The sequence below is a fragment of the Paraburkholderia polaris genome, from assembly GCF_012927345.1.
Classification (GTDB): domain Bacteria; phylum Pseudomonadota; class Gammaproteobacteria; order Burkholderiales; family Burkholderiaceae; genus Paraburkholderia; species Paraburkholderia polaris.
Map to the genome: position 1 here is coordinate 41,251 of NZ_JABBGJ010000018.1, position 23,194 is coordinate 64,444.

The 23,194-nt window shown below is 62.3% G+C and carries 19 protein-coding genes and 1 pseudogene; 7 read left to right on the forward strand and 13 right to left on the reverse strand.

The features are described 5' to 3' along the window. Positions 1 to 334 precede the first annotated feature (334 nt). The 3 genes from HHL24_RS17945 to hutC (HHL24_RS17955) all read left to right on the forward strand — a co-directional run bounded on the left by HHL24_RS17945 (position 335) and on the right by hutC (HHL24_RS17955) (position 2,957). Positions 335 to 1,174 (forward strand): arylamine N-acetyltransferase family protein, encoded by an 840-nt coding sequence (locus HHL24_RS17945; RefSeq protein ID WP_169486774.1) that lies wholly within the window; start codon positions 335 to 337, stop codon positions 1,172 to 1,174. Between the two features lie 72 nt (positions 1,175 to 1,246). Beyond that, positions 1,247 to 1,927 (forward strand): methyltransferase family protein, encoded by a 681-nt coding sequence (locus HHL24_RS17950; protein WP_169486775.1) that lies wholly within the window; start codon positions 1,247 to 1,249, stop codon positions 1,925 to 1,927. Positions 1,928 to 2,273: 346 nt separating this feature from the next. Beyond that, positions 2,274 to 2,957, forward strand: a complete 684-nt coding sequence (gene hutC / locus HHL24_RS17955; RefSeq protein ID WP_144025849.1) for a histidine utilization repressor — start codon at positions 2,274 to 2,276, stop codon at positions 2,955 to 2,957. Positions 2,958 to 2,994: 37 nt separating this feature from the next. On the opposite strand, the gene hutC (HHL24_RS17960) is transcribed toward hutC (HHL24_RS17955), so the two are convergent. The 5 genes from hutC (HHL24_RS17960) to HHL24_RS17980 form a co-directional block, all read right to left on the reverse strand. Further along, complete coding sequence (gene hutC, locus HHL24_RS17960; RefSeq protein ID WP_169486776.1) at positions 2,995 to 3,744, reverse strand: histidine utilization repressor; 750 nt, start codon at positions 3,742 to 3,744, stop codon at positions 2,995 to 2,997. After that, positions 3,741 to 4,610 (reverse strand): amino acid ABC transporter ATP-binding protein, encoded by an 870-nt coding sequence (locus tag HHL24_RS17965; RefSeq protein ID WP_169486777.1) that lies wholly within the window; start codon positions 4,608 to 4,610, stop codon positions 3,741 to 3,743. The genes hutC (HHL24_RS17960) and HHL24_RS17965 overlap by 4 nt, the downstream gene beginning before the upstream one ends. Positions 4,611 to 4,629: 19 nt before the next feature. After that, positions 4,630 to 5,292, reverse strand: coding sequence for an amino acid ABC transporter permease (locus HHL24_RS17970; RefSeq protein WP_169486778.1), 663 nt, complete (start codon positions 5,290 to 5,292; stop codon positions 4,630 to 4,632). A 28-nt stretch (positions 5,293 to 5,320) separates the two neighbouring features. Further along, positions 5,321 to 5,971 (reverse strand): amino acid ABC transporter permease, encoded by a 651-nt coding sequence (locus HHL24_RS17975; protein WP_169486779.1) that lies wholly within the window; start codon positions 5,969 to 5,971, stop codon positions 5,321 to 5,323. 127 nt (positions 5,972 to 6,098) lie between these two features. Continuing rightward, positions 6,099 to 6,926: a transporter substrate-binding domain-containing protein gene (locus HHL24_RS17980; protein WP_169486780.1), complete on the reverse strand. Its 828-nt coding sequence runs from the start codon at positions 6,924 to 6,926 to the stop codon at positions 6,099 to 6,101. Between the two features lie 274 nt (positions 6,927 to 7,200). On the opposite strand from HHL24_RS17980, the gene HHL24_RS17985 reads away from it, so the two are divergent. Together HHL24_RS17985 and HHL24_RS17990 are read left to right on the forward strand one after the other, a co-directional pair. Then, on the forward strand, positions 7,201 to 8,190 hold the full coding sequence (locus tag HHL24_RS17985) for an isopenicillin N synthase family dioxygenase (RefSeq protein WP_169486781.1): 990 nt from the start codon (positions 7,201 to 7,203) through the stop codon (positions 8,188 to 8,190). After that, entirely contained in the window at positions 8,187 to 9,647 is a 1,461-nt protein-coding gene (locus HHL24_RS17990) for an FAD-binding oxidoreductase (RefSeq protein ID WP_230417500.1), read from the forward strand. Before HHL24_RS17985 ends, HHL24_RS17990 begins: the two co-directional genes overlap by 4 nt. A 19-nt stretch (positions 9,648 to 9,666) precedes the next feature. Here the strand turns inward: HHL24_RS17990 and HHL24_RS17995 are convergent, their stop codons facing one another. The 4 genes and pseudogenes from HHL24_RS17995 to HHL24_RS18010 form a co-directional block, all read right to left on the reverse strand. Next, positions 9,667 to 10,314: a hypothetical protein gene (locus tag HHL24_RS17995; RefSeq protein WP_169486782.1), complete on the reverse strand. Its 648-nt coding sequence runs from the start codon at positions 10,312 to 10,314 to the stop codon at positions 9,667 to 9,669. Between the two features lie 373 nt (positions 10,315 to 10,687). Beyond that, positions 10,688 to 11,037: pseudogene (locus HHL24_RS18000) on the reverse strand (substrate-binding domain-containing protein); the annotation flags it as partial. A 115-nt stretch (positions 11,038 to 11,152) separates the two neighbouring features. Next, a complete protein-coding gene (locus HHL24_RS18005; protein WP_169486784.1) occupies positions 11,153 to 14,563 on the reverse strand; it encodes an alpha/beta fold hydrolase in 3,411 nt (1,136 codons plus the stop codon). 203 nt (positions 14,564 to 14,766) lie between these two features. Next, complete coding sequence (locus HHL24_RS18010; RefSeq protein ID WP_169486785.1) at positions 14,767 to 15,558, reverse strand: hypothetical protein; 792 nt, start codon at positions 15,556 to 15,558, stop codon at positions 14,767 to 14,769. A gap of 266 nt (positions 15,559 to 15,824) precedes the next feature. Between HHL24_RS18010 and HHL24_RS18015 the strand changes: the two genes are divergently transcribed. Next, a complete protein-coding gene (locus tag HHL24_RS18015) occupies positions 15,825 to 17,699 on the forward strand; it encodes an ATP-binding response regulator (protein WP_230417501.1) in 1,875 nt (624 codons plus the stop codon). Positions 17,700 to 17,751: 52 nt separating this feature from the next. Here HHL24_RS18015 and HHL24_RS18020 read toward each other — a convergent pair whose 3' ends face one another. From HHL24_RS18020 to HHL24_RS18035, 4 genes are all read right to left on the reverse strand, one after another. After that, positions 17,752 to 18,510, reverse strand: a complete 759-nt coding sequence (locus HHL24_RS18020; protein WP_169486786.1) for a response regulator transcription factor — start codon at positions 18,508 to 18,510, stop codon at positions 17,752 to 17,754. A gap of 367 nt (positions 18,511 to 18,877) precedes the next feature. Continuing rightward, complete coding sequence (locus tag HHL24_RS18025) at positions 18,878 to 19,069, reverse strand: hypothetical protein (protein ID WP_169486740.1); 192 nt, start codon at positions 19,067 to 19,069, stop codon at positions 18,878 to 18,880. After that, complete coding sequence (gene cydB / locus HHL24_RS18030) at positions 19,044 to 20,048, reverse strand: cytochrome d ubiquinol oxidase subunit II (protein WP_169486787.1); 1,005 nt, start codon at positions 20,046 to 20,048, stop codon at positions 19,044 to 19,046. Before cydB ends, HHL24_RS18025 begins: the two co-directional genes overlap by 26 nt. Positions 20,049 to 20,084: 36 nt before the next feature. Beyond that, a complete protein-coding gene (locus tag HHL24_RS18035; protein WP_169486788.1) occupies positions 20,085 to 21,497 on the reverse strand; it encodes a cytochrome ubiquinol oxidase subunit I in 1,413 nt (470 codons plus the stop codon). Between the two features lie 421 nt (positions 21,498 to 21,918). On the opposite strand from HHL24_RS18035, the gene HHL24_RS18040 reads away from it, so the two are divergent. Next, complete coding sequence (locus HHL24_RS18040) at positions 21,919 to 23,064, forward strand: CaiB/BaiF CoA transferase family protein (RefSeq protein WP_230417502.1); 1,146 nt, start codon at positions 21,919 to 21,921, stop codon at positions 23,062 to 23,064. Positions 23,065 to 23,194 lie beyond the last annotated feature (130 nt).

Sequence of the window (23,194 nt, forward strand, 5' to 3'; positions counted from 1 at the left end):
ATGTTTTAGTATGAATCTGGTCGTATCGAATCGTGCCGGAGAGAGATGTCGAAGGGCTCGAGGATCCCGAAACGCCAATGTCAGGAGATCGGCCAGATGAATTCATCGTCGCTCTTGCAGGCTGGGCTGAATCCGCAGACGGCGCACAGAGCGCGTCATATATCGCACAATTGGCGCCGGGGCGGCGCCAATAGACCACGATGGGCCACTACGGAAACAGTGAAGGCCGGCGTGCCGGGCAGGCAACAAAAGAAGCTATGATCGTCTTCCGGAGCCGCGCCGCAGTGCGAAGCCCTTAAGTGCCCAGCCCTCAAACCATAGCGGGACGACACCGATGTCACACACAGTGAATCTGGAAAATTACTTCACCCGCATAGGCTACAAAGGCCCGCGCGCGGCGACATTGGAAGTACTCCAGGATCTCCACAAACTGCACCCCAGATCAATCCCCTTCGAAAACCTGAACCCGCTCACGCGCCGCGCGGTGAAACTCGATCTCGAATCCGTCGAACAAAAGCTGATCACGCAAAAACGCGGTGGCTACTGCTTCGAACAGAACGCACTCTTCGCGAACGTCCTGACGCAATTAGGCTTCAAGGTAACACCCCTGCTCGGCCGGGTCCTTTGGGGCCGCGAATCCGGCACGATCCCCCCTCGCACGCATATGGTCTTGCGCGTCGACATCAAAAGCGAAGCATGGATCGCCGACGTCGGTTTCGGCAGCGTGACGCTCACAGCACCGCTGCGCCTGATCGCCGGCACCGCGCAGCCCACGCAGCTAGGCACGTTCCGCCTGGCCGATGCATCGCACGGCGCGCTCTACCTCGAAGTCCAATCTCGCGATGAAACCTGGGCCCGCGTCTATCGATTCGACCTGCATCCGGTCGAATGGATCGACTATGAGACCTCGAACTGGTACACCTCGACCGCACCGGATTCTGTCTTCCTGAACAACCTGATTGTCTGCCGGGTCTTACCGGAATCGCGCCTGACGTTGCTCAACGACCAACTGAACGAACGCGCGGCGGATGGCCAGATCATCAGCGAGCGGCAACTCAAGACCGCAGACGAACTCGCGACCTGCCTGCACGATCAATTCGGTCTGAACACGGGCGACATCGACATTGCAGACGTATTCGGGCGCGTGCGCTCACCCGCGGCGGTGTCCGCCTGAGACAAAAGCGTGACGGGCACCAACCGTCACTAACCATCACCCACCATCAGCCACGAGCGCCACGACCCAACCATGATCACGCGCCTCATCCTGCAAACGGTAGCCTGGCTGGCATGCATGGGCGCGCTGCTGTTCGGCGCCGCGGGCACGCTCGCGTGGCCTGCGGGGTGGTGGTATCTGATCGAGACAGGCGGCCTCAGTCTATGGGTCGGTTTCTGGCTGGCGCGCCATGATCCCGGTCTACTTGCCGAGCGTCTCGCGCCGATCGTTCAGGCGCAACAAAGCCGCTGGGACCGCTTCTTTATGGTGAGCGTGGCGGTGATATGGTGCGCGTGGCTCGTCCTGATGGGACTCGACGCCATGCGCTATCGCTGGTCGGCGCCGTTGCCGGTCTGGCTGGTGAGCCTTGGCTCGCTCTGCATCTTCCTGTGTATTTTCATGTGCCTGATCGTCTTCCGGGCCAATAGCTATGCCGCGCCAGTCGTGAAGATCCAGGCAAGCCGCGGTCATAAAGTCATCGACACCGGCCCGTATGCCCTTGTCCGTCATCCGATGTACTCGGCCGCGCTGCTGTTGTTCATCGGCACGCCATTACTGCTCGGCTCGTGGTGGGGGCTTGCCTGCGTGCCGCTGCTGGTGGTCGGTATCGGCTGGCGCGCGGTGCGCGAGGAGCGCGTACTGGCAGAGCAGCTCCACGGTTATACGGACTACACCTCACGCGTGCGTTACCGCTTCGTGCCGTTCATCTGGTAGGGCGCGCAATGCGCCTACTCCAGGCGTGCAAGCGCGTGAGGCGTCAGCCTGTCTAGACAAAACGCCTTTACGTTGGTGCACTTCGCCGCAATTGGCGCCCACGTCTCATTTTTTCAAAATTTCTTCACAAGCCCTGTCACGCGTTAGTATCTGGGGTTCACCCAATGTCGGTGATGTCGAACAAAGCTCCTTGCGACCGCTTTTTTTTGACTCGAACAGATTTGTCTATACAAATGTGTACCACCCGCGTACCACCCACGAGGTCGACGTGAACACTATTACAAACGCGCAAACCGCAGACACGCAGGACCGCCCTGGTCACACCAAGGAGACACCCGCCAAGGCGATGCCCGCCTACGAGCAGATCAAGCGCTACGTGATCAGGCGCATCAGCGAGGGGGACTGGAAGCCGGGCGGCCTGATCCCATCCGAAACGGAGCTGGTCAAGGAATTCGGCGTCGCGCGCATGACGGTATCGCGCGCACTGCGCGAACTCACCACCGAACGCGTGCTAACCCGCGTGCAAGGTTCCGGCACGTTCGTCGCGCCGCAGCGCTATGAGTCGACGGTGCTGGAAATCCGCAATATCGCCGACGAAATCGCCGCGCGCGGCCATCGTCATTCGGCACGTGTGCTGACGCTCGAACCGAGCGACGATCCGCACGCGCTCGAAGCGCTCGGTCTCGCCAGCGGCCCGGCGTTTCACTCGTGCATCGTGCACAGCGAAGAGGGCGAGCCGATCCAGTACGAAGATCGCTACGTCAATCCGAAGGTGTTCCCCGACTACCTGCAACAGGACTTCACCGTCGAAACCCCGAATCACTACATGGTGCGGCTCGCGCCGATCCAGCGCGCGGAGTTTCGCATCTATGCGCAGAAGCCCGACGCGTATGTGCGGCGGCATCTGATGATGGATATCGGCGAGCCCTGCTTGCAGCTATGGCGCCGCACATGGGTGGGTGATGACGTGGCGACGTCGGTGCAGTTGTGGCACCCGGCATCGCGTTTTCATCTGGCGGGCAACGTGTGAGCGGCACGGCGAGGGCGAGGGCACGGCGCTCGCGCCGCTAGCCCTGGCGCTGCGACAGATCCGGCGTGAACCGGCAACCCAGCCGATACCGTGAGCCCGGATGCACAAAACGCGCGAACGTGACCGAAACGCCGCTCGTCCATGTGCGGCGCATCAGCGTCAGGCACGGCTCGTCGGCGCGAATTTCCAGCAACTCGGCTTCGGCGCGCGTCGGCAGGCCTGCGTCGACGACGTGCTCGACGTCGTGGGCGGGGACGGTCTCGAACAGATACTCGGACGGCCTCGCCGTGGAGAAGTCCTGCTTGAGGAAGTCAGGCGCAGTTGCCGGATTGACGTAGCGGTCTTCGAGCTGCACCGGCAAACCGTTCTCGCGATGCACGCAAATCACATGAAACACGGAAGCGCCAGGCGCAAGCCCTAACGCGTTCGACACCGTCACCGGCGCGGTTTCGCGTTGTGAAAGGACGGTGTCGTAGCTGTATTCGTGACCCCGCGAGCGGATCTCGTCGCCGATATGGGCGATCATCAGCAGCGTCGATTGCGGTTTGGTTTGCGCGACGAAGGTGCCGACGCCGGACACGCGGGTGACAAGGCCTTCATCGGCGAGTTCGCGCAGCGCGCGGTTCACTGTCATGCGCGACACGCCGAGTGTCGTGACCAGGTCCAGCTCGGACGGCAGACGGTCGCCTGCTTGCCGCGCGCCCGATTCGATGATCTGGCGGATGTGGTTTTTGACCTGCTCGTAGCGGGCGGCCGGTGCTGCGTTCTCCACGCGGGCGGTTTTCATTGCGGCTCGACATCGTCAGGACCGCGCGCCCAGAACGCATTGCGGTCGAAGTAGTTTTGCAGGAACTGCCGCAAACGCGGCTGCCCCGCATCGTGAAAGACTTCGCGTGGTTTGCCTTGCACGGCGATGCGCCCCTGGTCGATGAACATCACCTTGTCGGCGACTTGCGCGGCAAAGCCCATTTCGTGCGTGACCACGGCCATCGTCATGCCGTCGCGCGCGAGCTGCTTCATCACCTGCAGCACTTCGCCGACCAACTCGGGATCGAGCGCCGAGGTCGGCTCGTCGAACAGCATGATGTGCGGCTCCATCGCCAGCGCGCGTGCAATTGCAACACGCTGCTGCTGGCCGCCCGAGAGTTTCGACGGGTAGGCATCGCCCTTATGCGCGAGGCCGACTGTTTCCAGCATCGCATTGGCGCGGCGGCGCGCTTCGTCACGCGACAGATGGCGCACGCGCAGCAAGGCTTCCATCACATTGCCGAGTGCCGTCATGTGCGGCCACAGATTGAATTGCTGAAACACCATGCCGACGTTGCGCCGCACGCGATTGATCTCGCCCTGCGACGCTCGCACGCGTTTTCCATTGCGCTCGCTATAGCCGAGCAGTTCGCCTTCGATGCGCACGTCGCCCTGATCGTAGGTTTCGAGCGCGGCGAGACAGCGCAGCAGCGTGCTCTTGCCCGAGCCCGATGGGCCGATGATGCAGACCACTTCGGAGCGGGCGATCTTGAGATCGACGCCACGCAGCACTTCGACTTCGCCGAAGCGTTTCTTCAGGTCGCGCACCTCAATCAGCGGCGCGCCGGTTGACGTATCGAAGGCAGCGGTGGACGCGGAGGAGGGCATGTCGGCGATGGCGTTCATAAGGTGGTCCGGATTCCGTTCATGCCATGAAGCGCGCGATGCGGGTTTCGGCCCACATGCCCACGCGCGAGGTCAGTTCAACCAGCGCGAGATAGCACAGACACAGCACCAGCAGCGTTTCGACGAAAGCGAAGGTGGCCGAGCCGATGCCGGTCAGCACGAACGTGAGCTCGGGGACGGTGACGATCGACAGCACCGCGGTTTCCTTGCTCAGCACGATAATCAGATTGGTCAGCGCGGGCACGATCAGCACCAGCATTTGCGGCACCTGAATGCGCAGGACGGCTTGCCAGCGGGTGAGTCCGAGACAGGATGCCGCTTCGAGATGACCCGGCGGCACCGATTGAAAGCCCGAGCGGAATGCTTCGGCGAAATACGCGCTGCCGTAGAGACCCAAGCCGAGCACGCCGGCCGTCATCGATTCGAGCGTGAGGCCGAAGGAAGGGCCGCCGTAGTACAGCAAAAACAGTTGCACCAGAAATGGCGTGCCGCGAAATAGTTCGATATAGAAGCGCAATACGCCGCGCACCCAGCGTCCGCAAAAGAGCTGTAGCACGGCGATCAGAAAACCGATCAGGATGCCGATCGCCACGCCCGCGGCCCAGGTGCCGAGCGTGGTCGCGAGACCGGCGGCAATCGGCTGCAGATTGTGCGTGATGACGGTGGGGTCGAACTGTTGCATGGCGATTCGATCTCAAGCTCAGGGTCGGTCAGGCGTGCTGCAAACGGTATTCGGCGGCGTGCGCGACGAGTGCCAGGCTTCCGCAGATCACGAAGTAAATCAGCCCGGCGGCGAGGTAGGCTTCGAGCGGCCGATAGGTGCTGGCCGCAATATTCTGCGCGGTACGCGTCAACTCCGCCACACCCACCACCGAGATCAGCGACGAAGCCTTGATCAGCAGCACCATTTCATTGACGAGCGAGGGTAGCGTCAAGCGAAACGCCTGCGGCACCAGAATGCGCCGCAGCATATCGAACGGTGAAAGCCCGAGCATGCGCGCGGCTTCGATATGACCCGGCGGAATGCTGAGGAATCCGCCGCGCAGAATCTCGGCGATATAGGAAGCGGAACACAACGATACGGCGCTGAGCGCCGCGACGATGGGCGATACATTGATCCCGGCAAACGGCAGCAGGTAGTACACCAGCAGCAGTTGCACCAGCATGGGCACGCCGCGAAAAAAGAACACGTAAGCGCCGCCGAACATGCGCACGGCGCGCTTCGGCGAGAGGCGCGCAGCACACACGCCGATCGCGACGAAGAAACCGATCAGGAGACCGGTCAGCGAAATGCCGATGGTGGCGAGCGCCGCATGCAGCAGCAGCGGCAAGCCCTGGAGGAAGACGGTCGTGCTGAACATAAACGTCGCACTCGCTAGAACGGAGAGGGCGATGCGGCTCGTCGAAGAGCGCGCATCGCATACATCAGGAACGCGTGCTGCAAAACATCAGGCCATCGGGTCATCAGGCCGGCGGCGCATCAGTGCATCAATAATTCGGCGTCGGCATCGTCGTCGGCGCATCCATCGCGACGCCGAACCACTTCTTCTGCAAGGTCGCGAGGCGCCCGTCGTTGTGCATTTTCACGAGCGCCGCGTTGAAGGCATCGGCGAGCGGCTTGCTATCCGCGTCTTTACGCAGGCAGTAAGCAAAGTACACTTTCGCGCCGAACGGCGGCTGCACGACGGCGAAGGTTTCGGGGCGTTGCTTGGCGACGTACGCGATGTTGGTCATCGAGTTCGCGACCGCTGCGATGCGGCCGGCGGCGAGGTCGGCGTAGGCCTGATTGTTGTCGACGTATTCGCGGATTTCAGGCGGCTTCGGCAAGGTGGCGACGTAGGTCTTCAACTGGTCGAGCTGGGCCGAGCCTTTGCCCGCGCCGACAGTTTTGCCGGCAATGTCCGACGATTGCTTGACGGAGGCGTCGTTGGCGCGCTTGAGCAGCGCGTCGGTAGCGTCCGCGATCGGCAGGGTGTACGTGTAGCGTTCCATGCGCGCCTTGGTGACCGTCAGCGGGCCGCCTACCATATCGAACTTGCCGGCTTCGAGACCCGGCAGCACGCTCGGCCACGGCAAGTCGATGAAGCGCACCTTCACGCCCATTTCCTTGCCGACCTCGGCGAACAGATCCTTGTTGAAACCCGCTTGCTGGCCGTTTTCAAGGAAGTCGAAGGGCGCGAACTGCATCTCGGTGCCGACCACCAGTTCGCCTGCTTTCTTCACTTTGGCGAACTGGTCTTCCGCGTGGGCGGCGACGCTTGCCGCGCACAACGCCAGCATGACCAAACGACACTTCCAGCCTGCAAGGATGCTCATGGGATTCTCCGGTTGGCAAAGCGGTGTCGCGCAAAAGCGGTTCGCGAGCGGACCCTGCGCGAGTCATGCGAGGCAGTATATACCGCAGTTTCCGCGCGAAATAAATAATCGCGTGAGTAGAGAAAAGCCCTTAAGTGAAGCTCCGCGAAGCAACTTGCGGGGGCGCTTTTGGCGGTATATACAACGGGGATGCACGAGGCGCGCGAGCTTGTCGGGAGTGATTTATGCGCCTCTTTCGTCAGTTGAATCGGCCAGCCTTCCAGGGAGCAGCGCAATGCCCGTAACTCGCATTCCAATCATCGATCTTGCCGGCGTTCGCGCGGGCGACCCGCAGGCTTTGACGCGCGTGGCGCAAGAAATCCGCGAAGCGTGCACAACGATCGGTTTCTTCTACATCGTCAATCACGGCGTGCCGCAAGCGGCAATCGATGCAGCCGAACAGGCGGCACGTACGTTCTTTGCCTTTCCTGTTGAGACGAAGCGGCGCGCGGCGGTCAATCAAAGGCATCGCGGTTTCAACGCGCTCGGCGACGCCACCATGTATCAGGCCAAGCGCGCCGACTACAAGGAGTTCTTCAGCGTCGGTCTCGAGTTGCCGGAGGACGACCCCGATGTGCTCGCGGGCCAAGCGCTGCGTGGTCCGAACAACTGGCCGAATTTCATGCCTGAGTTGCGGCCCGCGCTTTACGGCTATTACGAAGCGGTCGCGGCATGCGGCGCCGATTTGCTGCGAGCGGTGGCGGCGAGTCTCGGCGTCGACGAACATTTCTTCACGCCGCGCTATACGAAGCGGATGCAGCGCACGCAGATGGTCTACTATCCGCCGCAGCCGCCCCAGTCGGATGCGGATCAGTTCGGCGTCGCGCCGCATACCGACTACGGTTGCATTACCTTGCTGTGGCAGGATCAGGTGGGCGGCTTGCAGGTGCGCGAGATCGCCAACGATACGTGGGTCGATGCGCCGCCAATTGAAGGCAGCTTCGTGGTGAACGTCGGCGATCTGCTGGCGCGCTGGACCAATGACCGCTTCCGCTCCACCTTGCATCGCGTGATCAATGCGTCGGGGCGCGAGCGCTATTCGATCGCGACGTTTTATGATCCCACTTACGGTGCGATGGTCGATCCGCTTGAGCTCGGCACGAGCGAGGCCGACCTCAAGTATCAACCGGTCGCCGCGGGTGACTATATCCTCGGGCGGATCAATGATTCGATGGGTTATCGGAAGAAAGCGGCCGTTGAAGCAACGCAAGGAACCACAGCATGACAGATAACAGTTTGGCAAACGGCGCGGCGAGTAGCACCAGCAGTAGGGCAGGCAGCAACGCAATCCACAGCGCAGCGCCGCCTTCCGCAACGCTCGACGCGCTACGTGCCGCGCTCGGTGCTGACGCAGTGCGCGTCGGCGAGCAGATCGGCGAACGCGCGATGACGGACTGGACACGCCACGATCCGACGCGGCCCGCTGCGCTGCTCTTGCCGCGCAACACGGAAGAAGTCTCGCGCGCGCTGGCGATCTGCCACGCAGCGCATCAACCGGTGGTGCCGCAGGGCGGCATGACCGGCCTTGCAGGCGGCGCGATTGCCCGCGCGACCGATATCGCGCTGTCGCTCGAACGGCTCACCGGCGTCGAAGAAATCGATACCGCCTCGGCCACGCTAACCGTGCGCGCCGGCACCACCTTGCAAACTGCACAGGAGGCCGCGGCCGAAGCCGGCTTCGAACTGGCCCTCGATCTCGGCGCTCGTGGCTCGTGCCAGATCGGCGGCAATCTGGCGACCAACGCGGGCGGCAATCGCGTGATCCAGTCAGGCACCGCGCGCGACCAGGTGCTCGGCCTCGAAGTCGTGCTCGCCAACGGCGACGTGCTGACATCGCTCGGCAAGATGGTCAAGAACAATACGGGCTACGATCTGAAACACTGGTTCATCGGTTCGGAAGGCACCCTCGGCGTGATCACGCGCGCGGTGTTGCGGCTCCATCCGCCACGCGCGGCACGCCATACGGCGCTCGTCGCACTCGATGGTTACGACGCCGCCGTGAACCTGCTGCGCCGCCTGTCGACGCGCTTTGGCAACGACATCGGCGCATTCGAGATCATGTGGCCGGATTTCTACGATTTCGGCGTGAAGCTGACGGGCACGCGCTCGCCGTTCGCCGACCCGCACCCGCTCTATGCACTGATCGAACACGCGAGCTTCGACGCGAGCGACGATGGCGAACGCTTCTCTGCAGCGCTGACCGAGGCGCTCGACTCAGAAGCGATCCGCGACGCGGTGATCGCGCAATCTGTCGCTGATGTACACGCGTTATGGGCGATTCGCGAGTGCACCGCCGAGTTTCCGGTGCGGCTGGATGCGATCAACTTCGACGTGAGCTTGCCTATCGGCGAGATCGGTGCTTTCGTCGATCGTTGCCGCGCGGCGCTCGATCAGCGCTGGCCGGGCAACGCGTCGTATTTCTTCGGCCATATCGGCGATTCGAATCTGCATGTCACCGTCGATGGCCATTCGATCCCCGGCATCGATCATCATACGGTGTATGCGTTCGTCTACGAGATGCTCGGGCCGTTGCACGGCTCGGTGTCGGCGGAACACGGGATCGGTTTGCTCAAGCGCGAGTTCTTGCCGATCTCGCGCTCGCCGGCCGAGTTGGCCGCCATGGTGGCGATCAAACGCGCGCTTGATCCGCACGGCATTCTGAATCCGGGCAAGCTGTTTTGAGTGGCACATGCCGCGCGATTTACTGCGGCGCGTCTTCGACGTGCGCCAGCAGTTCGCTGGCGTAGCGCCGGTATAGCCATGACATTGACGCAGCGGCAAGCACAATGAACACGGCATTAAACAGCGTTTGGCCAATCGTCGTGACGGCAAGACCGGGATGCTGACCGAGCGCGGCATGCTTTATGCCGACCACAATGCCGAAGATCACGGAGACGATGACTAACGGCAGGTAGCTCACGATGCCCACGCCGAAAATACTCCACACGTGTCCGCGACTGTCGTTCCACGCCGCGCGCAGCTCGACACGGCTACCCAACGCAATCGCGGGATAGACGAGGCTTAGCCGGGTGAGTACAAACACGAACACGACAATTACCGGCACGTAGATCACGACGGCAAAGGCGTGCGCTGCGCGCACCGCCAGAAAAAGGGCCACGGCCACCACGAGCATGCTTGCCGCGATGCCTAGCCATACCAGCAGATAGCGACCGAGCGGCTTGCCGTTCAGCGGGAGCAACGGCTCTACGCCCTCGCCAATGAGCACGAAGCGATGGACCTTGATCGTCAGCACGCCGTAGAGGATGCCCTGCAAAACGGAGCTGCCCAACCAAAGCAGGGCATTGCCGGGGGATGGGACGGTTGTGATCGCGCCGGTGGGGCCTCTCATATGCGAATCGAATAGCAGCGAAGTGCATGCCAGTACCGCACAGACCCCCAGAAACAACCAGGGCATTGCGGTAATCGCTTGCCACGAACTGCCCCACGTTTTCTTGACGCAAGCCCCGAAGGTTAACTGTTCCATAACTTTCAATGAAATCGCCCTGACTTCTGAAGCCCCCCAGCGTTGCGGATATCGGGGGAGGGCCGGATTTTGTCTTGCAAGGCAATGTGGATGGGATGGAACGCGTTCCGTGTACGCTGAAACGTTAAAGCGGGAATTGCGTGCCGGCCTTTATTGCAGGGCACATTGTGTCTCGAACGCCGGTCAGGCGTCTATACGGACTATTCGGCGTGTGACCCGGCACGCCCCGGCGGATTGGCTAATGCGCTGCGACGGAGTCCAACCCGGTGGATCTAACATCGGCTTGAGCCGCGGGTGAAGCGAGGTAGTCGAGCAGCGCTTTCGCTTCCTGCGGATGCGGTGCGCCGACGGGAATGCCTGCGGCAAAGCGCGTAACCGATTGCACCGACTCCGGAATTTTTCCAACGAAGGTGGCGCCTGGCACCGGCAGCAATTCGCTGACCTGCTGGAATCCCACTCGTAGTCGCCATTGGCCACGACCGACGCGACCGGAATCTTCGGCACCATCTTCGCTTTGGACTTCACCTGATCTTCGATGCCGAGTTTCCTGAAGAGCTCGCGCTCGATATAGACCCCGCTCGCGCTGTCCGGCCGGTTTATCCATACCATACCCGATCCGAAGCCAGAATAGCGACGGGCGCGCAACCGTTGCGCGCGCCTGCCGGATTCTCCGATCCGATAGCAACGCCGCGTCCAACCTTCATCAATGCGCATTCAGATACCTGACAATCACCGGATACACATCCACCGCCGCGTTCTTGCCAAAGATGCAGTCGATATGCCCGTAGCCGGGAATGATGTGTCGTTCGTAAGGCTGCTCGGGGAAATGCTCGACCAGCATGTCGTAGGTAATCAGGGTGCTCTTCGGCAGATAGGTTTCGTTTTTTTCGCCGTGGATGAAGCCGATCGGCAGGCGCATGCCTTCCAGACCTTTCATGCCGTCCGCGCCGCTCAGGTAGACGTCGCTGCCTTCGGCATCGACAACCTTGCCCGCCCGCACCATCGCAGCGAGATGTTTGAAGACAGAGACGTCGTGCACGCCGAGCAGTTCTTGCAGGTTCGAGTGAAGCGTCTCGTTCAATTTTTCATGTTCGTAGAGCAGGCCATAAAGGAAGGTCGCCCGGTGGCAGATTGGACTGCCGCAGCCCTGTTTGTGAGTGATCGGGTAGAGCCGCAGCGCTTCATCGAGCAGGTTATGGGGCCACGACCTGTGCTCCGTAAAAGCGGTCAGATCGAGCACGCCGAGATGTTCCATGATGTCCGGGACATGCAGCCCGCACTTGATCTTTTCGAGCGTGCCCGGCACCGGATGCGCCGAGACCTGCGAGATGACGACCGAGCGCACGCCCTCGAGGCCATACAGCAGCGACATCGTCAACGCCAACCCACCCATGCAATGGGCCAGCACCTGAATGTCCGGCAGGCCGGTCAACTCCCGCACTTTGGCGACCGCGGCCGGAATGTCCTCACGAGCGACCTTGTCGACGTTAGTCGGCACCAGCACGCTCGGCATTTCGATGCTGACGCGCAGATCGACGAGCCACACGTCGTAGCCGGCCGCACAGAGATATTCCACGAGGTTGGTCGTGATCAAATCGGTGGAAAAGATACGGCTCGACACGCCCGAGCCGTGGATCAGCAGCACGGGACGCAGCGGTGTGTTGGGCGGCCCGGCGTAGCGCGTGAGTCGCAACGTGGTCTTATCGGGCGTATCGAAGAAGACCACTTGCGGCGCGGGTGCGCGCAGCGCGCGCTTCAGGCGCGGCGGCGCCTTCGGATCATAAAACTGCAAGGGCGCCGCCACGCCGCCGTACTCGGTGAACAGCACGCCCGCGAAAAATTTGCCGAACTTCAGGGTCCATTCAAGGCGCGTTGTCAGATCGGGTGCGTTGGTGACTTCAAGCGTGCGTTGCTGCTTGAGGAAATTCTCGGGCGTGATGATCAGCGTTGCTTTGCCGATCGCCGGTGCATCTGCTTGCGCCGACTCGCGCATTTCGGCGTAGAGCGTGTTGGTCTGGTCCCATAGATTGATCGGCGACGTACGCGTGATGATCTTCTGTCCACTCAGATAGTAGGTTTTGCCTTCGGTGGAATTGAGCGTCATGCGGTAGTTCATGTTGCGTTCGTCCACGTCCGATTCGTTGACCACGAACAGGTTGAAGGTGCCGTCTGTGATCGTCATCGCTTGCGCGGAGAGCGCGGGGCAGGTCAGCGTGCCAGTGGTGTGGGCCAGATGTTGCGGATTGCTCAGCATATCGGCCAGATCGTCCGATTCGACGGTCAGCGTGAATTCAATCGGACTGGTGGCGGCGTCGACCGTCACCGCCGGCGTATAAGTGCCGATCATCGTTTCGGTGAAGCGCAGGCCGATCTTCTGGGGCGGCGGCGTACCGGCCGTGCCCTTGGCGAGGTAGTCGATCTTCCAGCCTCGCGCGTGCGCAAGCAGCGCGCAATTGCGTTCCGTCAGCGCGGAAATCGTCAACAATGGATTGACGCCGAGCGACATCGGCATGACCGCGCCATCCATCACATACAGGCCTTCGTGCACGGCATCTCCCGTCGTACCGCTGAAGACCCGGCCCTGATGGTCGACGACACCGCGCCCGGCATCCTCGCCCATTCCGCAGCCGCCGAGCGGATGCACGGTGACGGTGCGGTTCTTGAGCATTCGGGTCGAGATCGGGTTGCGCACGTATTTGCCGCCGAGCGGTGCCTGTGCCTTCTCGAGCGTGTCTTCGACAGTGCGGAAGATCGGCTGCTTGCCGGCGTTCGGCCAGTTGATGCGTGGTCTGCCTTTGTCATTCACGCTGATCTGGCCGCTTTCGTCGTCATGCGCCATCACCAGGTAGGTTTGCGTATGGTTGAGGGCGCCGTGATAGGGGCCGCGCAGGAAGCTTTCGATCACGCGGGCGTTGTAGTCTGCCGGTTGCCCGGCGGCGCGCAGCGCGGGAATCTCGACGCCTTCGAGCGGCGCGGCGCCGCCGAGCAGGGCGACCATCGCGGCGCCGATCGGCCCGGCGAGCGAGCCTTCTTCGATCACGAAACCGTCAGTCACGTCAGGGGTGTTGCGATGGTCAATGATGCCGGTAATGGTCGGCCCGACCGGCGGGATGTCGCCCTGCAGGTGTACGCCCCAGCCGACACCGTTGATCACCTCGTCGGTGTTGTACGCGAAGGCCAGTACGTCGCCGTTTCCGGTGAAGTGTTGGCCGAGCATGTCCGAACCGCTCAGCCCCGCTTTGTGCGAGCGCAGCAGCAGGGCGGTCGAACCGATCGTGCCGGCCGACACGATGACGATGTCGGCGCTCACGAACAGATCAGGCGCGTCATAACTCTCGCGGCCCAGCTTTACCTCCTGAAAACGCACGGTCCACTTTTGCGTGGCCGCGTCGCGCAGCACCGAATGCACGGCTGCGCCCGTGAAAATATAGGCGCCGTGCGCGACCGCATCGGGCAGATAGTTCATGTGCGTCGAATTTTTAGCGTCGTAATTGCAGCCCGAGTTGCAATCGCCGCATCCGACGCAGGCTTGCTGCGCAACGCCCGCAGCGTTGATGCGGTCCTCGAAGGTGACGGTGACCGGCGGCGGGTAAAAGCGATCCTCCATACCGAGCGCCTGCGCGGATTGTTTAAGCGCCTGCAGTTTCGGCAATTGCAAAAAATCGCCGGACACCGGCGATGGTTGCAGCATGGCGCGGGCCAGTTCGTAGCCCTTGTCGCGTCCCGCCTGGTCGTCGCGTAGCACCTTGGGCCAGCGGACGTCGTCCCATAACCGCGGGTCGGCTTCGAGCGCGACGTTCGCGTTGATCAGCGACGTGCCGCCCAGTCCGCAGCCCACCACCGCATTCACGTCTTCATTCACGTGCACTTCGAGCAGCGCGAGCGGCGAGCCGACTTGCGCGAGGGCGGTGTTGTATTGCACCTGCGCGGCGCCTTCGAGCGGCGTGCGCGGAAACTCGCCCGCCATGAATTCGCGCCCACGTTCCAGCACGCACACGCTGCGGCCGGCGCGCGCCATACGGCTCGCGGCAATCGCACCGCCGTAGCCTGAACCCACCACTACGACATCGTAATGCGACTGCATGGCCGTCAGGGCGCTCGATAAGCGGTTCATTCAGACCACCTCGTCAGGAAGGGGATGCCGGGTAGGGAACCCGGACTTCGGAGGGAAGACGGCGTGCGGCTGCGGCTTTTTTATCGTAGGCGGTGCGCGATGACAAAAAAAGGCGCATCGTACGTGGCGCGAACGTAACGCGTGCTCGATTTGCGGAAAGGGAAAAACCGCTATCCGCCTACGCTCGGCTCGGGAGGCGGCTTTTAGGCGGCTACTTCATTCATTTCGCTGTCGCTCGATTCGGCGGCGAGCAGGTTCAACGCGAGCAGAATCGCCGCGCGATTGTCGAGGTCGATCTCGATGCCGAGCACGTCGGTCAGCCAGCGGCCGATCTTGGTATTGGAAAATTCGTCGGCGCCGGCCGTCTTTTTCATAGTGACGCCGAGTTTGACGGCGCGATAGTGATACGAGGGCACACGATGCTGAGCCGCGACCGCCGACAGACCGCCTTTGCCTTCCGAGCACCAGCCGAGGCTGCCGGCCAGCACGATGCGCTCCGGCTCGTCGAGGCTGTCGATAAAGGCGCGCGCCGCGAGCCGCACGCGTTGCTCGTCGAGGCCGTATTGCAGCAACACGCTGTCGACGGGGTCTTCCAGCGCTTGCGCGTGCAGGTCGATCTCCTGCACCATGCCTTCGTTTTCCATCGACACATTGCGTTGGTGGCCGGCGCTGCGCAGGCAGTCGATCAGGTAACGGCGAAAATACGCGCACAGCGCATAGCCGTTGGAGGGGGCGCTGTCGGCGCAGGCATGGGTTTCCGTGTGGCCGGGCGCGAGGCGCAGGACTTTCGCGTAAATGAACTGCGCGACCAGTTCTTCCTTGTCCTCGCCGAGTGCCTGCAACTCAAGCGGGTGATAGGTGCGCAACGCCCGCTTGACCAGCTCGACCATCGACACCATTTCGTCGGCGGACAGTTGGGTGCGGCGGCGCCACAGATCGGGCAGGATCGCATCGTCGAGATTGCGGACGAACGCGTGGCTCGGAACTGCGCCCATGAAAACCTCCATAAAGGGTAAGGCGAGGAGCGCGCGGAGCCTTGACTGCAGGCAAGGAAGGGGGTGTTGGAGCTTGTGAGCCGCGCTGGAATGTGAACCCAGTATGGTTTCCGGCAACGGCTTCGCCTATATGGATTAAGTGGTAGCTGATGGGTAAACTGCCGGGTAAACCATCCGGTCAGCATAATTTGCCGTGCCCGACAGCTTTGCATGGGACCGGAGTAAGCGCTGAAGCGCTAACTCCGGTCGACAAAGGAGATCGCCTGATGCGGGCCGACCCGATCCAGCGTGCAATCGACGAAGACCTGGTGCGCGTGCTGTACGCGCAAGATCCGATCGCCTTCTTTTCGCACTGGTTCTCGATCGCGGTGCTGGTGGCGATCTACTGGCCGAACATTCCGTCGCCACGGCTGTTCATCGCGTGCTTCGGGTTTTATGCGGTGGCCAATTGCGGCAGCCTTGCGCTGTGGATCTGCAATCGCCGCTACCCGCACCTGGTCACGCCGCGCGGCTGGATCAACTTGCACGCGGTGCGCGGCGTGCTGCTGTATAGCGCGCCGGGTCTGGCGGTATGGTTCGCGTTTCAGAGCCCGCAAACCGATTTGCCGCTGCTGCACACGGTGATGCTCGTCACGCTGGCGGCCGGCGTGTTCATGTCGAACGGCTTCGATCTGCTGAACTTCTCGACCGCGATTCCGTTTCTGCTGGTTCCGTCGATCGTGCTGCATTTCGGCACGCATACGTTCGATCGCACGATTCTCGCGATCGTCCTCGCGTTCTTCTTCTGCGCGATCAACGTCTATGCGCTGAGTTATCGCAAGCTGTTCCGGCAAGTCGTGCAGGCGCGCGTCGATCAGCAATACCTGGCGGAATCACTGGCGGCGCAAAAGCGTGTCGCCGAAGAAGCCAGTCTCGCCAAAACACGGTTTTTTGCGGCCGCGAGCCACGATTTGCGCCAGCCGCTGCATGCGATCGGCCTGCTGGCGGCTTCGCTCAACGACACGGCGGCGACGCCCCTACAGCATGGGAAGACCGCCGAGCACATCGTTTATAACGTCGAGGCGTTGAATCAGCTGTTCAACCAGGTACTCGATCTCGCGAGGCTCGAAAGCGGTGTGACCCAGGTGATCCGCTTGCATTTCCGACTTTCGGAACTGTTCGAGCGGGTCGGCAGCCAATACCGCCCACAGGCGGCGGCCAAAGGCCTGGCGTTGCGGATCGCCCCCGCTTCGGTGGTCGTGCATGACGATCCGGTGCTGCTCGAACGCATACTGAGCAACCTGCTCTCGAACGCCGTGCGTTATACCGAGCAAGGCGCGATCTGGGTCGGCTATCGCCGAGCGGGGCGTCGATCGGGTGGCTATATCGAGGTGCGCGATTCGGGTATTGGGATTCCGGCCGAGGAACACGAGCGCATCTTCGAAGAGTTCTATCAGGTCGCCAATCCACAGCGCGACGCGCGCCAGGGGCACGGCTTGGGCTTGCCGACGGTGAAGCGCCTGGTCGAGATGCTTGGCGGCGAGTTACAGATGCGCTCGGCGTCAGGTCGCGGCTCGGTGTTCCGCTTTCCTGTGCAGCCGGGCGACGCCGGCGGGATTGTCGCGAGCCTGAACGAAGCGGTGGCGGGCGGTCCATCGGCACAAGGGCGTCGCGTGCTATGCATCGACGACGAACCGTCGATTCTCGAAGGCCTTGCCAGTCTGCTGGGACGCTGGGGTTGCATCGTGCGTGGCGCACGCGACGAGGTCGATGCGCTCGTCGCGCTGGAAGACGGTTTCGTCCCGGATGCCGTGTTATGTGACTACCAGTTGGCCAATCACCGAACCGGCGCGCAAGCGCTGGCGGCCGTGCGCAATGTGCTCGCGCAGGCGGGGCACGATAGCGTGGTGACCTTGCTGATCACGGGCGATATGGCGTCGGCGGAACTGGCAGCGCTGGCCTTACAGGGGATTCCGGTGTTGCACAAACCGGTCACGCCGGCGCGCTTGCGGCGCACCCTGGAAATGCTGTGGCAGCAGGCGGAACTGGATAAAGGGCGGGCGGCGGCTGCGATGGATCCGCGCGCTAGCGATGGCAGACCTGAACCGAACCGTTGGGCGGCGAAGGCGCCGAACTCATCCCAAAGCGAATCGCAAAAGTAGACGGGCGGCCATCGGCGCGAACGCTTTGCCGCCGGCTATCGCAGATCCGTTACTACAGGGTTTTCCCGGCCTCGAGCCAGCCGTTGATTACGGCGATCGCCGTGGAGCGGTTGTGCACGCCGAGCGCCCGGAAGATCACCGACAGATGGACCTTGACCGTTCCTTCCGCAACGCCCAACTCCCGCGCGATCATCTTGTTGGTCCAGCCGCGATGCACCAGCCGCATGATGTCCTGCTGTCGTGGCGACAGGTTCTCCAGCAAATGTTGCTGGTGCGGCTGCAGCGCCTGGATTTGCGCGATCGGTTCGGTGAGCGCGGCGCCGCCCTGAGTCGGGGCTTGGGCGGCGCCCTGAGGGGCAAGCTCGGCCGCCGCGTCGGTGCGCGCAGGTGCGGCTTGCGTCTCACGCGCGCCCAGCAGGCTGAGCGCTTCCATCGGCACATAGGCGCCGCCTGACAAGACCAGTTCGATCGCCTTGAGCATGACGCTGGCGGGTTGCCGCTTGGGCACGAAGCCGAGCGCGCCGGCGGCCAGCACCGCGCGCATTTCGTCGGGCGATTCTTCGGCGGAGAGCACGACGACCGGCAACGCAGGGTTTGCCTTCAACAGCACTTCAAGCGACGAAGCGCCGCTCATGCCCGGCATATGCAGATCGACGATGGCGAGGTCGTGGTCGGCGTCGGGCCGCGCGGCGGCGGCGAGTGTTTCCCAGCTATCGGCTTCGTCGAATTGCGCGTCGGGATCCAGGCCGCGCAACAGCCCTTTGACGCCTTGCCGGATCAGTTCATGGTCGTCGGCCACAAGAAACTTCATGATGTCTCCGCGAGTCGGACCTGCGCGTTGTGGACTACCGCCGCCGTGCTTCTGGTTTTACTGCTGCTGGCTTTACTTCCCGTTTTACTTCTATTCTCGAATCGCGTCATTGCCGGCTACCCCGCGATCATATGCCGATCGGTGGCGCGGCGTGCCTTCCGGCTTGCCGCATTAGTGAACATTTATTTGTATGATCGCCGGCTGGTTCGATGCACCAGCATGTTGGGTAAGGCAGGTCTCCCGCGCATAGGTTCCGGCTTGCTACGAAGACGAGCCGCACGCGCCAATTTTGAAGCCGTCCATGCAGGAATCCGAAGGTTATGCGCACCGGATGAAATCACGCAAACGCATGATTCATTTGACTGCTTTATTTGATTGCAAACAACGTCGCATTCATCAGAAGCTTGAACGCGAAACCGAGCGACATTGCCGAGGCCACGCCGAAGCACCACAGCGCGACGAACCACAACCAGCCGGGCAGTTTGCGAACCGGCGTTTGCGAAGCGCCGCGGGCGGCGTCGGCGCCTGCGTCCTTAATGATAGTGATGTTGGTCGCCATGACGCACCTTGCCACGAAATACCCAATAACCCATCGTCGTATAGGCGATGATGACCGGCAGAATCACCGCTGCGCCGACCAGCGTGAACATCTGGCTCGAGCGCGGCGCGGCGGCTTCCCAGAGCGTCATGCTCGACGGAATCGCATACGGCCACAGACTCACCAGCAAGCCGACATAACCGAGCAGCACCAGCAGGAGCGCCAGCACGAACGGTGTGTTGTGATGCCGCGCACGCACCGCCCGGTGCATGAGGAACGCGCAGACCGCCACGAGGAACGGCACCGGCAACAGACGATAGAACAGGTTGTCGTGGAACCAGCGTTGCGCGATATTCGGATCTTGCAGCGGCGTCCACAGACTAACCATCGCGATGAACCCGAGCAGCACGAGCGTCAGCGGCCACACCACGCGATGCAGACGGCGTTGCAGATCGCCTTCGGTCTTTGCGACCAGCCAGCAGCAGCCGAGCAACGCGTAAGTGATAAGCAGGCCGAGGCCCGTCAGCAGACTGAACGGCGTGAGCCAGCCGAAGGCGTCACCCGCATAGCCGCCGTCGATCACCGGGATGCCTTGCAGGAACGCGCCCAGCACGATGCCCTGAAAGAACGTCGCGCCCGCCGAGCCGCCGATGAACGCTAGATCCCACAGATGTTTTGTGCGCTTGGCCTTGGCACGAATCTCGAACGACACGCCGCGGAAAATCAGGCACACGAGCATGAAGATCAGCGGCAGATACAGCGCGGACAGCACGGTCGAGTAGACCACCGGAAACACTGCGAACAGCGCGGCGCCACCGAGCACCAGCCAGGTTTCGTTGCCGTCCCACACCGGCGCGACGGTATTCATCATCAGGTCGCGTTCTTTCTCATCGGGGAAGAACGGAAAGACGATGCCGATGCCCAGATCGAAGCCGTCCAGCACCACGTACATGAATAGGCCCAGCGCGATGATCGCGGCCCACGCTACGGTTACGTCCATTTTCTTTCTCGCAAACAGGGAGTAAAGCGGGTGAGGTCAGGCGGCGTCGATCATGTGATCGGCGGCGGAGAGCGGGCGGCGCGCGGTCTGATTCGGCGTGTGCTCAGGCACGCCGTGCGGCGTGTGTCCCGGCAGTGCCGGACCCGCGCGCATCAGCTTGAGCATGTAGTAGATGCCGGTACCGAATACGAGGAAGTACACGACCACGAACGCCATCAGCGAAATGCCGACCTGCTGCGTGGTGAGCGGCGACACCGCCTGCGAGGTGCGCATCACGCCGTACACCACCCACGGCTGACGGCCTGCTTCCGTGGTGCCCCAACCTGCCAGCAACGTGATGAAGCCGGTCGGGCCCATCGCGACCGCGACTCGCTGGAACCACTTCGCTTCGAACAGGCGTTCGCGGCGGCGCAGCGCCCATGCGGCCAGAGACATCAGGATCATCAGCACGCCGAGCCCGGCCATGATGCGGAAGCTCCAGAACACCACCGTCGAGTTCGGCCGGTCTTGCGGCGGGAATTCCTTCAGGCCGCGAATCTCGCCGTCCCAGCTATGCGTGAGGATCAGGCTGCCGAGGTGCGGAATCGACACGGCATAGCGCGTGGTCTCCGCTTGCATATCAGGAATGCCGAACAGATTCAGCGCGGTGCCACCTTTCTCGGTTTCCCACAGACCTTCGATCGCGGCGATCTTGGCCGGCTGATACTTGCGCGTGTTCAGACCATGCTGATCGCCGACGAATGCCTGAATCGGCGTGAGGATCAGGAGCAGCCAGAGCGCCATTGAGAACATCTTCTTGACGGCGGGATCGCGCCGGCCGCGCAGCAGATGCCATGCGCCCACCGCCGACACCACCAGCCCCGCAACGATGAATGCCGCCAGCGCCATATGCGCAAGCCGGTACGGGAACGACGGATTGAAGATGATCTTGAACCAGTCGAGCGGCACGACATGGCCGTTCACGACTTCAAAGCCTTGCGGCGTTTGCATCCAGCTATTGGACGCGAGAATCCAGAAGGTCGAGATCAGCGTGCCGATTGCCACCATTAGCGTGGCGCCGAAGTGGGCGCGCGGACTGACGCGCTGCCAGCCGAACAGCATGATGCCGAGGAAGCCCGCTTCGAGGAAGAACGCGGTCATGACCTCGTACATCAGGAGAGGTCCGGTGATGGGTCCGGCGAAACTGGAGAACCCTGACCAGTTGGTGCCGAACTGATAGCTCATCACGACGCCGGAGACGACGCCCATACCGAAGGCCACTGCGAAGATCTTCGACCAGAACAGACAAAGATCTTTGTAGTACGCCTTGCCGGTTTTCAGCCAGCGCCATTCGAGTACGGCGATGAAGCTGGCGAGACCGATGCTGAGCGCCGGAAAAACAATGTGAAACGAGACGGTGAACGCAAACTGAATGCGGGCGAGGTCGAATGCCGAAATTGCGGAGTTCATGAGCGTGAAGTGCTTTAGATGCGTCATGCCCGGAGGCGGACTACGCGCGTCGACCGTTGTCGGTGCGCACTGCGCTGGGCAGATGGCGCAAGAGTAGGGGAAGGCGCGGCTTTTTGCTGCAACGCGACCTGCGTCAAAAAACCGCGTTGTTTTACGCGGTTTTTCGTTTTTGAGACGGCAAAGCCTTGATGGGTATCAAGTTTTCCTTAATACGCGCTTGCGTGTGTTTCTCGTGATCGGTGCGGAACTGCGGCAATAGACCGCGCTGCAACAATGTGGCACCGGTGCGTTCTCGGCCGATTGCATCGGCCTGGTGTTTCCCCGCAACCCGCTTGACTTCAATATTTCCTGCGCATAAAGTTTTATTCGTGCACAGGAATTAACGGTCATGGGCCGTCATCGCCCAATCAGGAGACAAGCCTTGCTCAATCTCACGCCCGGTTCGCTCGAGGGGCTTCGCATCATCGATCTGTCACGCGTGCTGGGTGGTCCGTACTGCACGCAAATCCTCGCCGACCACGGCGCGGAGGTCGTCAAGGTCGAACCGCCTAACGGCGACGAAACGCGCACATGGGGGCCACCGTTCGACGGCGACACAGCCTCGTATTTCGTCGGCGTGAACCGCAACAAGCTTGGTGTGGCGCTCGATCTGACGCAGGAGCCCGACCGTCAGAAACTGCTGACGCTGCTCGAGACCGCCGACGTGCTCGTCGAAAACTTCAAGATCGGCACGTTGGAGCGCTGGGGCCTTGGCTACGACACCTTGCAGACGCGCTTTCCGCGCCTCGTGCATTGCCGTGTGTCCGGCTTTGGCGCGGACGGTCCACTCGGCGCCTTGCCGGGCTACGACGCTGCCGTGCAGGCGCTGACCGGTTTGATGAGCGTGAACGGCGAGGCGGGCGGCGCGCCGCTGCGTATCGGCGTGCCGATCGTCGATCTGGTCACCGGGCTGAACGCGGCGCTCGGCATCCTGATGGCGCTGCGCGAGCGCGAGACGAGTGGACTTGGTCAGTTCGTCGAATCGACACTGTTCGACAGTGCGTTGTCGATCCTGCATCCGCACACGCCGAACTGGTTCTACTCGGGTAAGGAGCCGCAACGCAGCGGCAACGCGCATCCGAACATCACGCCGTACGACATGTTCCACACGGGCAGCGTCGATATTTTTCTGGCGGTGGGCAACAACTCGCAGTTCGCGGGACTGTGCGCTGTGATTGATGCGCAGCCGCTCGTCGACGATCCCCGCTTTGCCAGCAACAAGGAGCGCAGCGCGCATCGCCGCGAATTGCGCGCCGAACTCGAGAAGCGCTTTGCGTCGTGGGAAGGCGAGTTGCTCGCCGACACGCTGATTCGCCGCGGCGTGCCGTGCGCGCCGGTGCTTGGGCTGGGTGCGGCGCTGGAGCATCCGCATACGGCGCATCGCGGCATGCGGGTGGAGATGGGCACGTACAAGGGCATTGCGTCGCCGATCAAACTGAGCCGCACACCGGCCAGTTACCGCAGTACGCCTCCGGCGCTCAATGAGCACGCCGAGCAGGTGTTCGGCAAACCGCCCGCGGACGACTGAAGTTTTCGCATTGCCTCGATAAATCCCGTCGATACAACAAAGCGCGGCCGCGTGCCGCCAAGGAGACAGCATGTGCATTAACCGCGCAGGACGACGCTCGCCGTCGGGTTTCACATCCCGTTTTATAGGG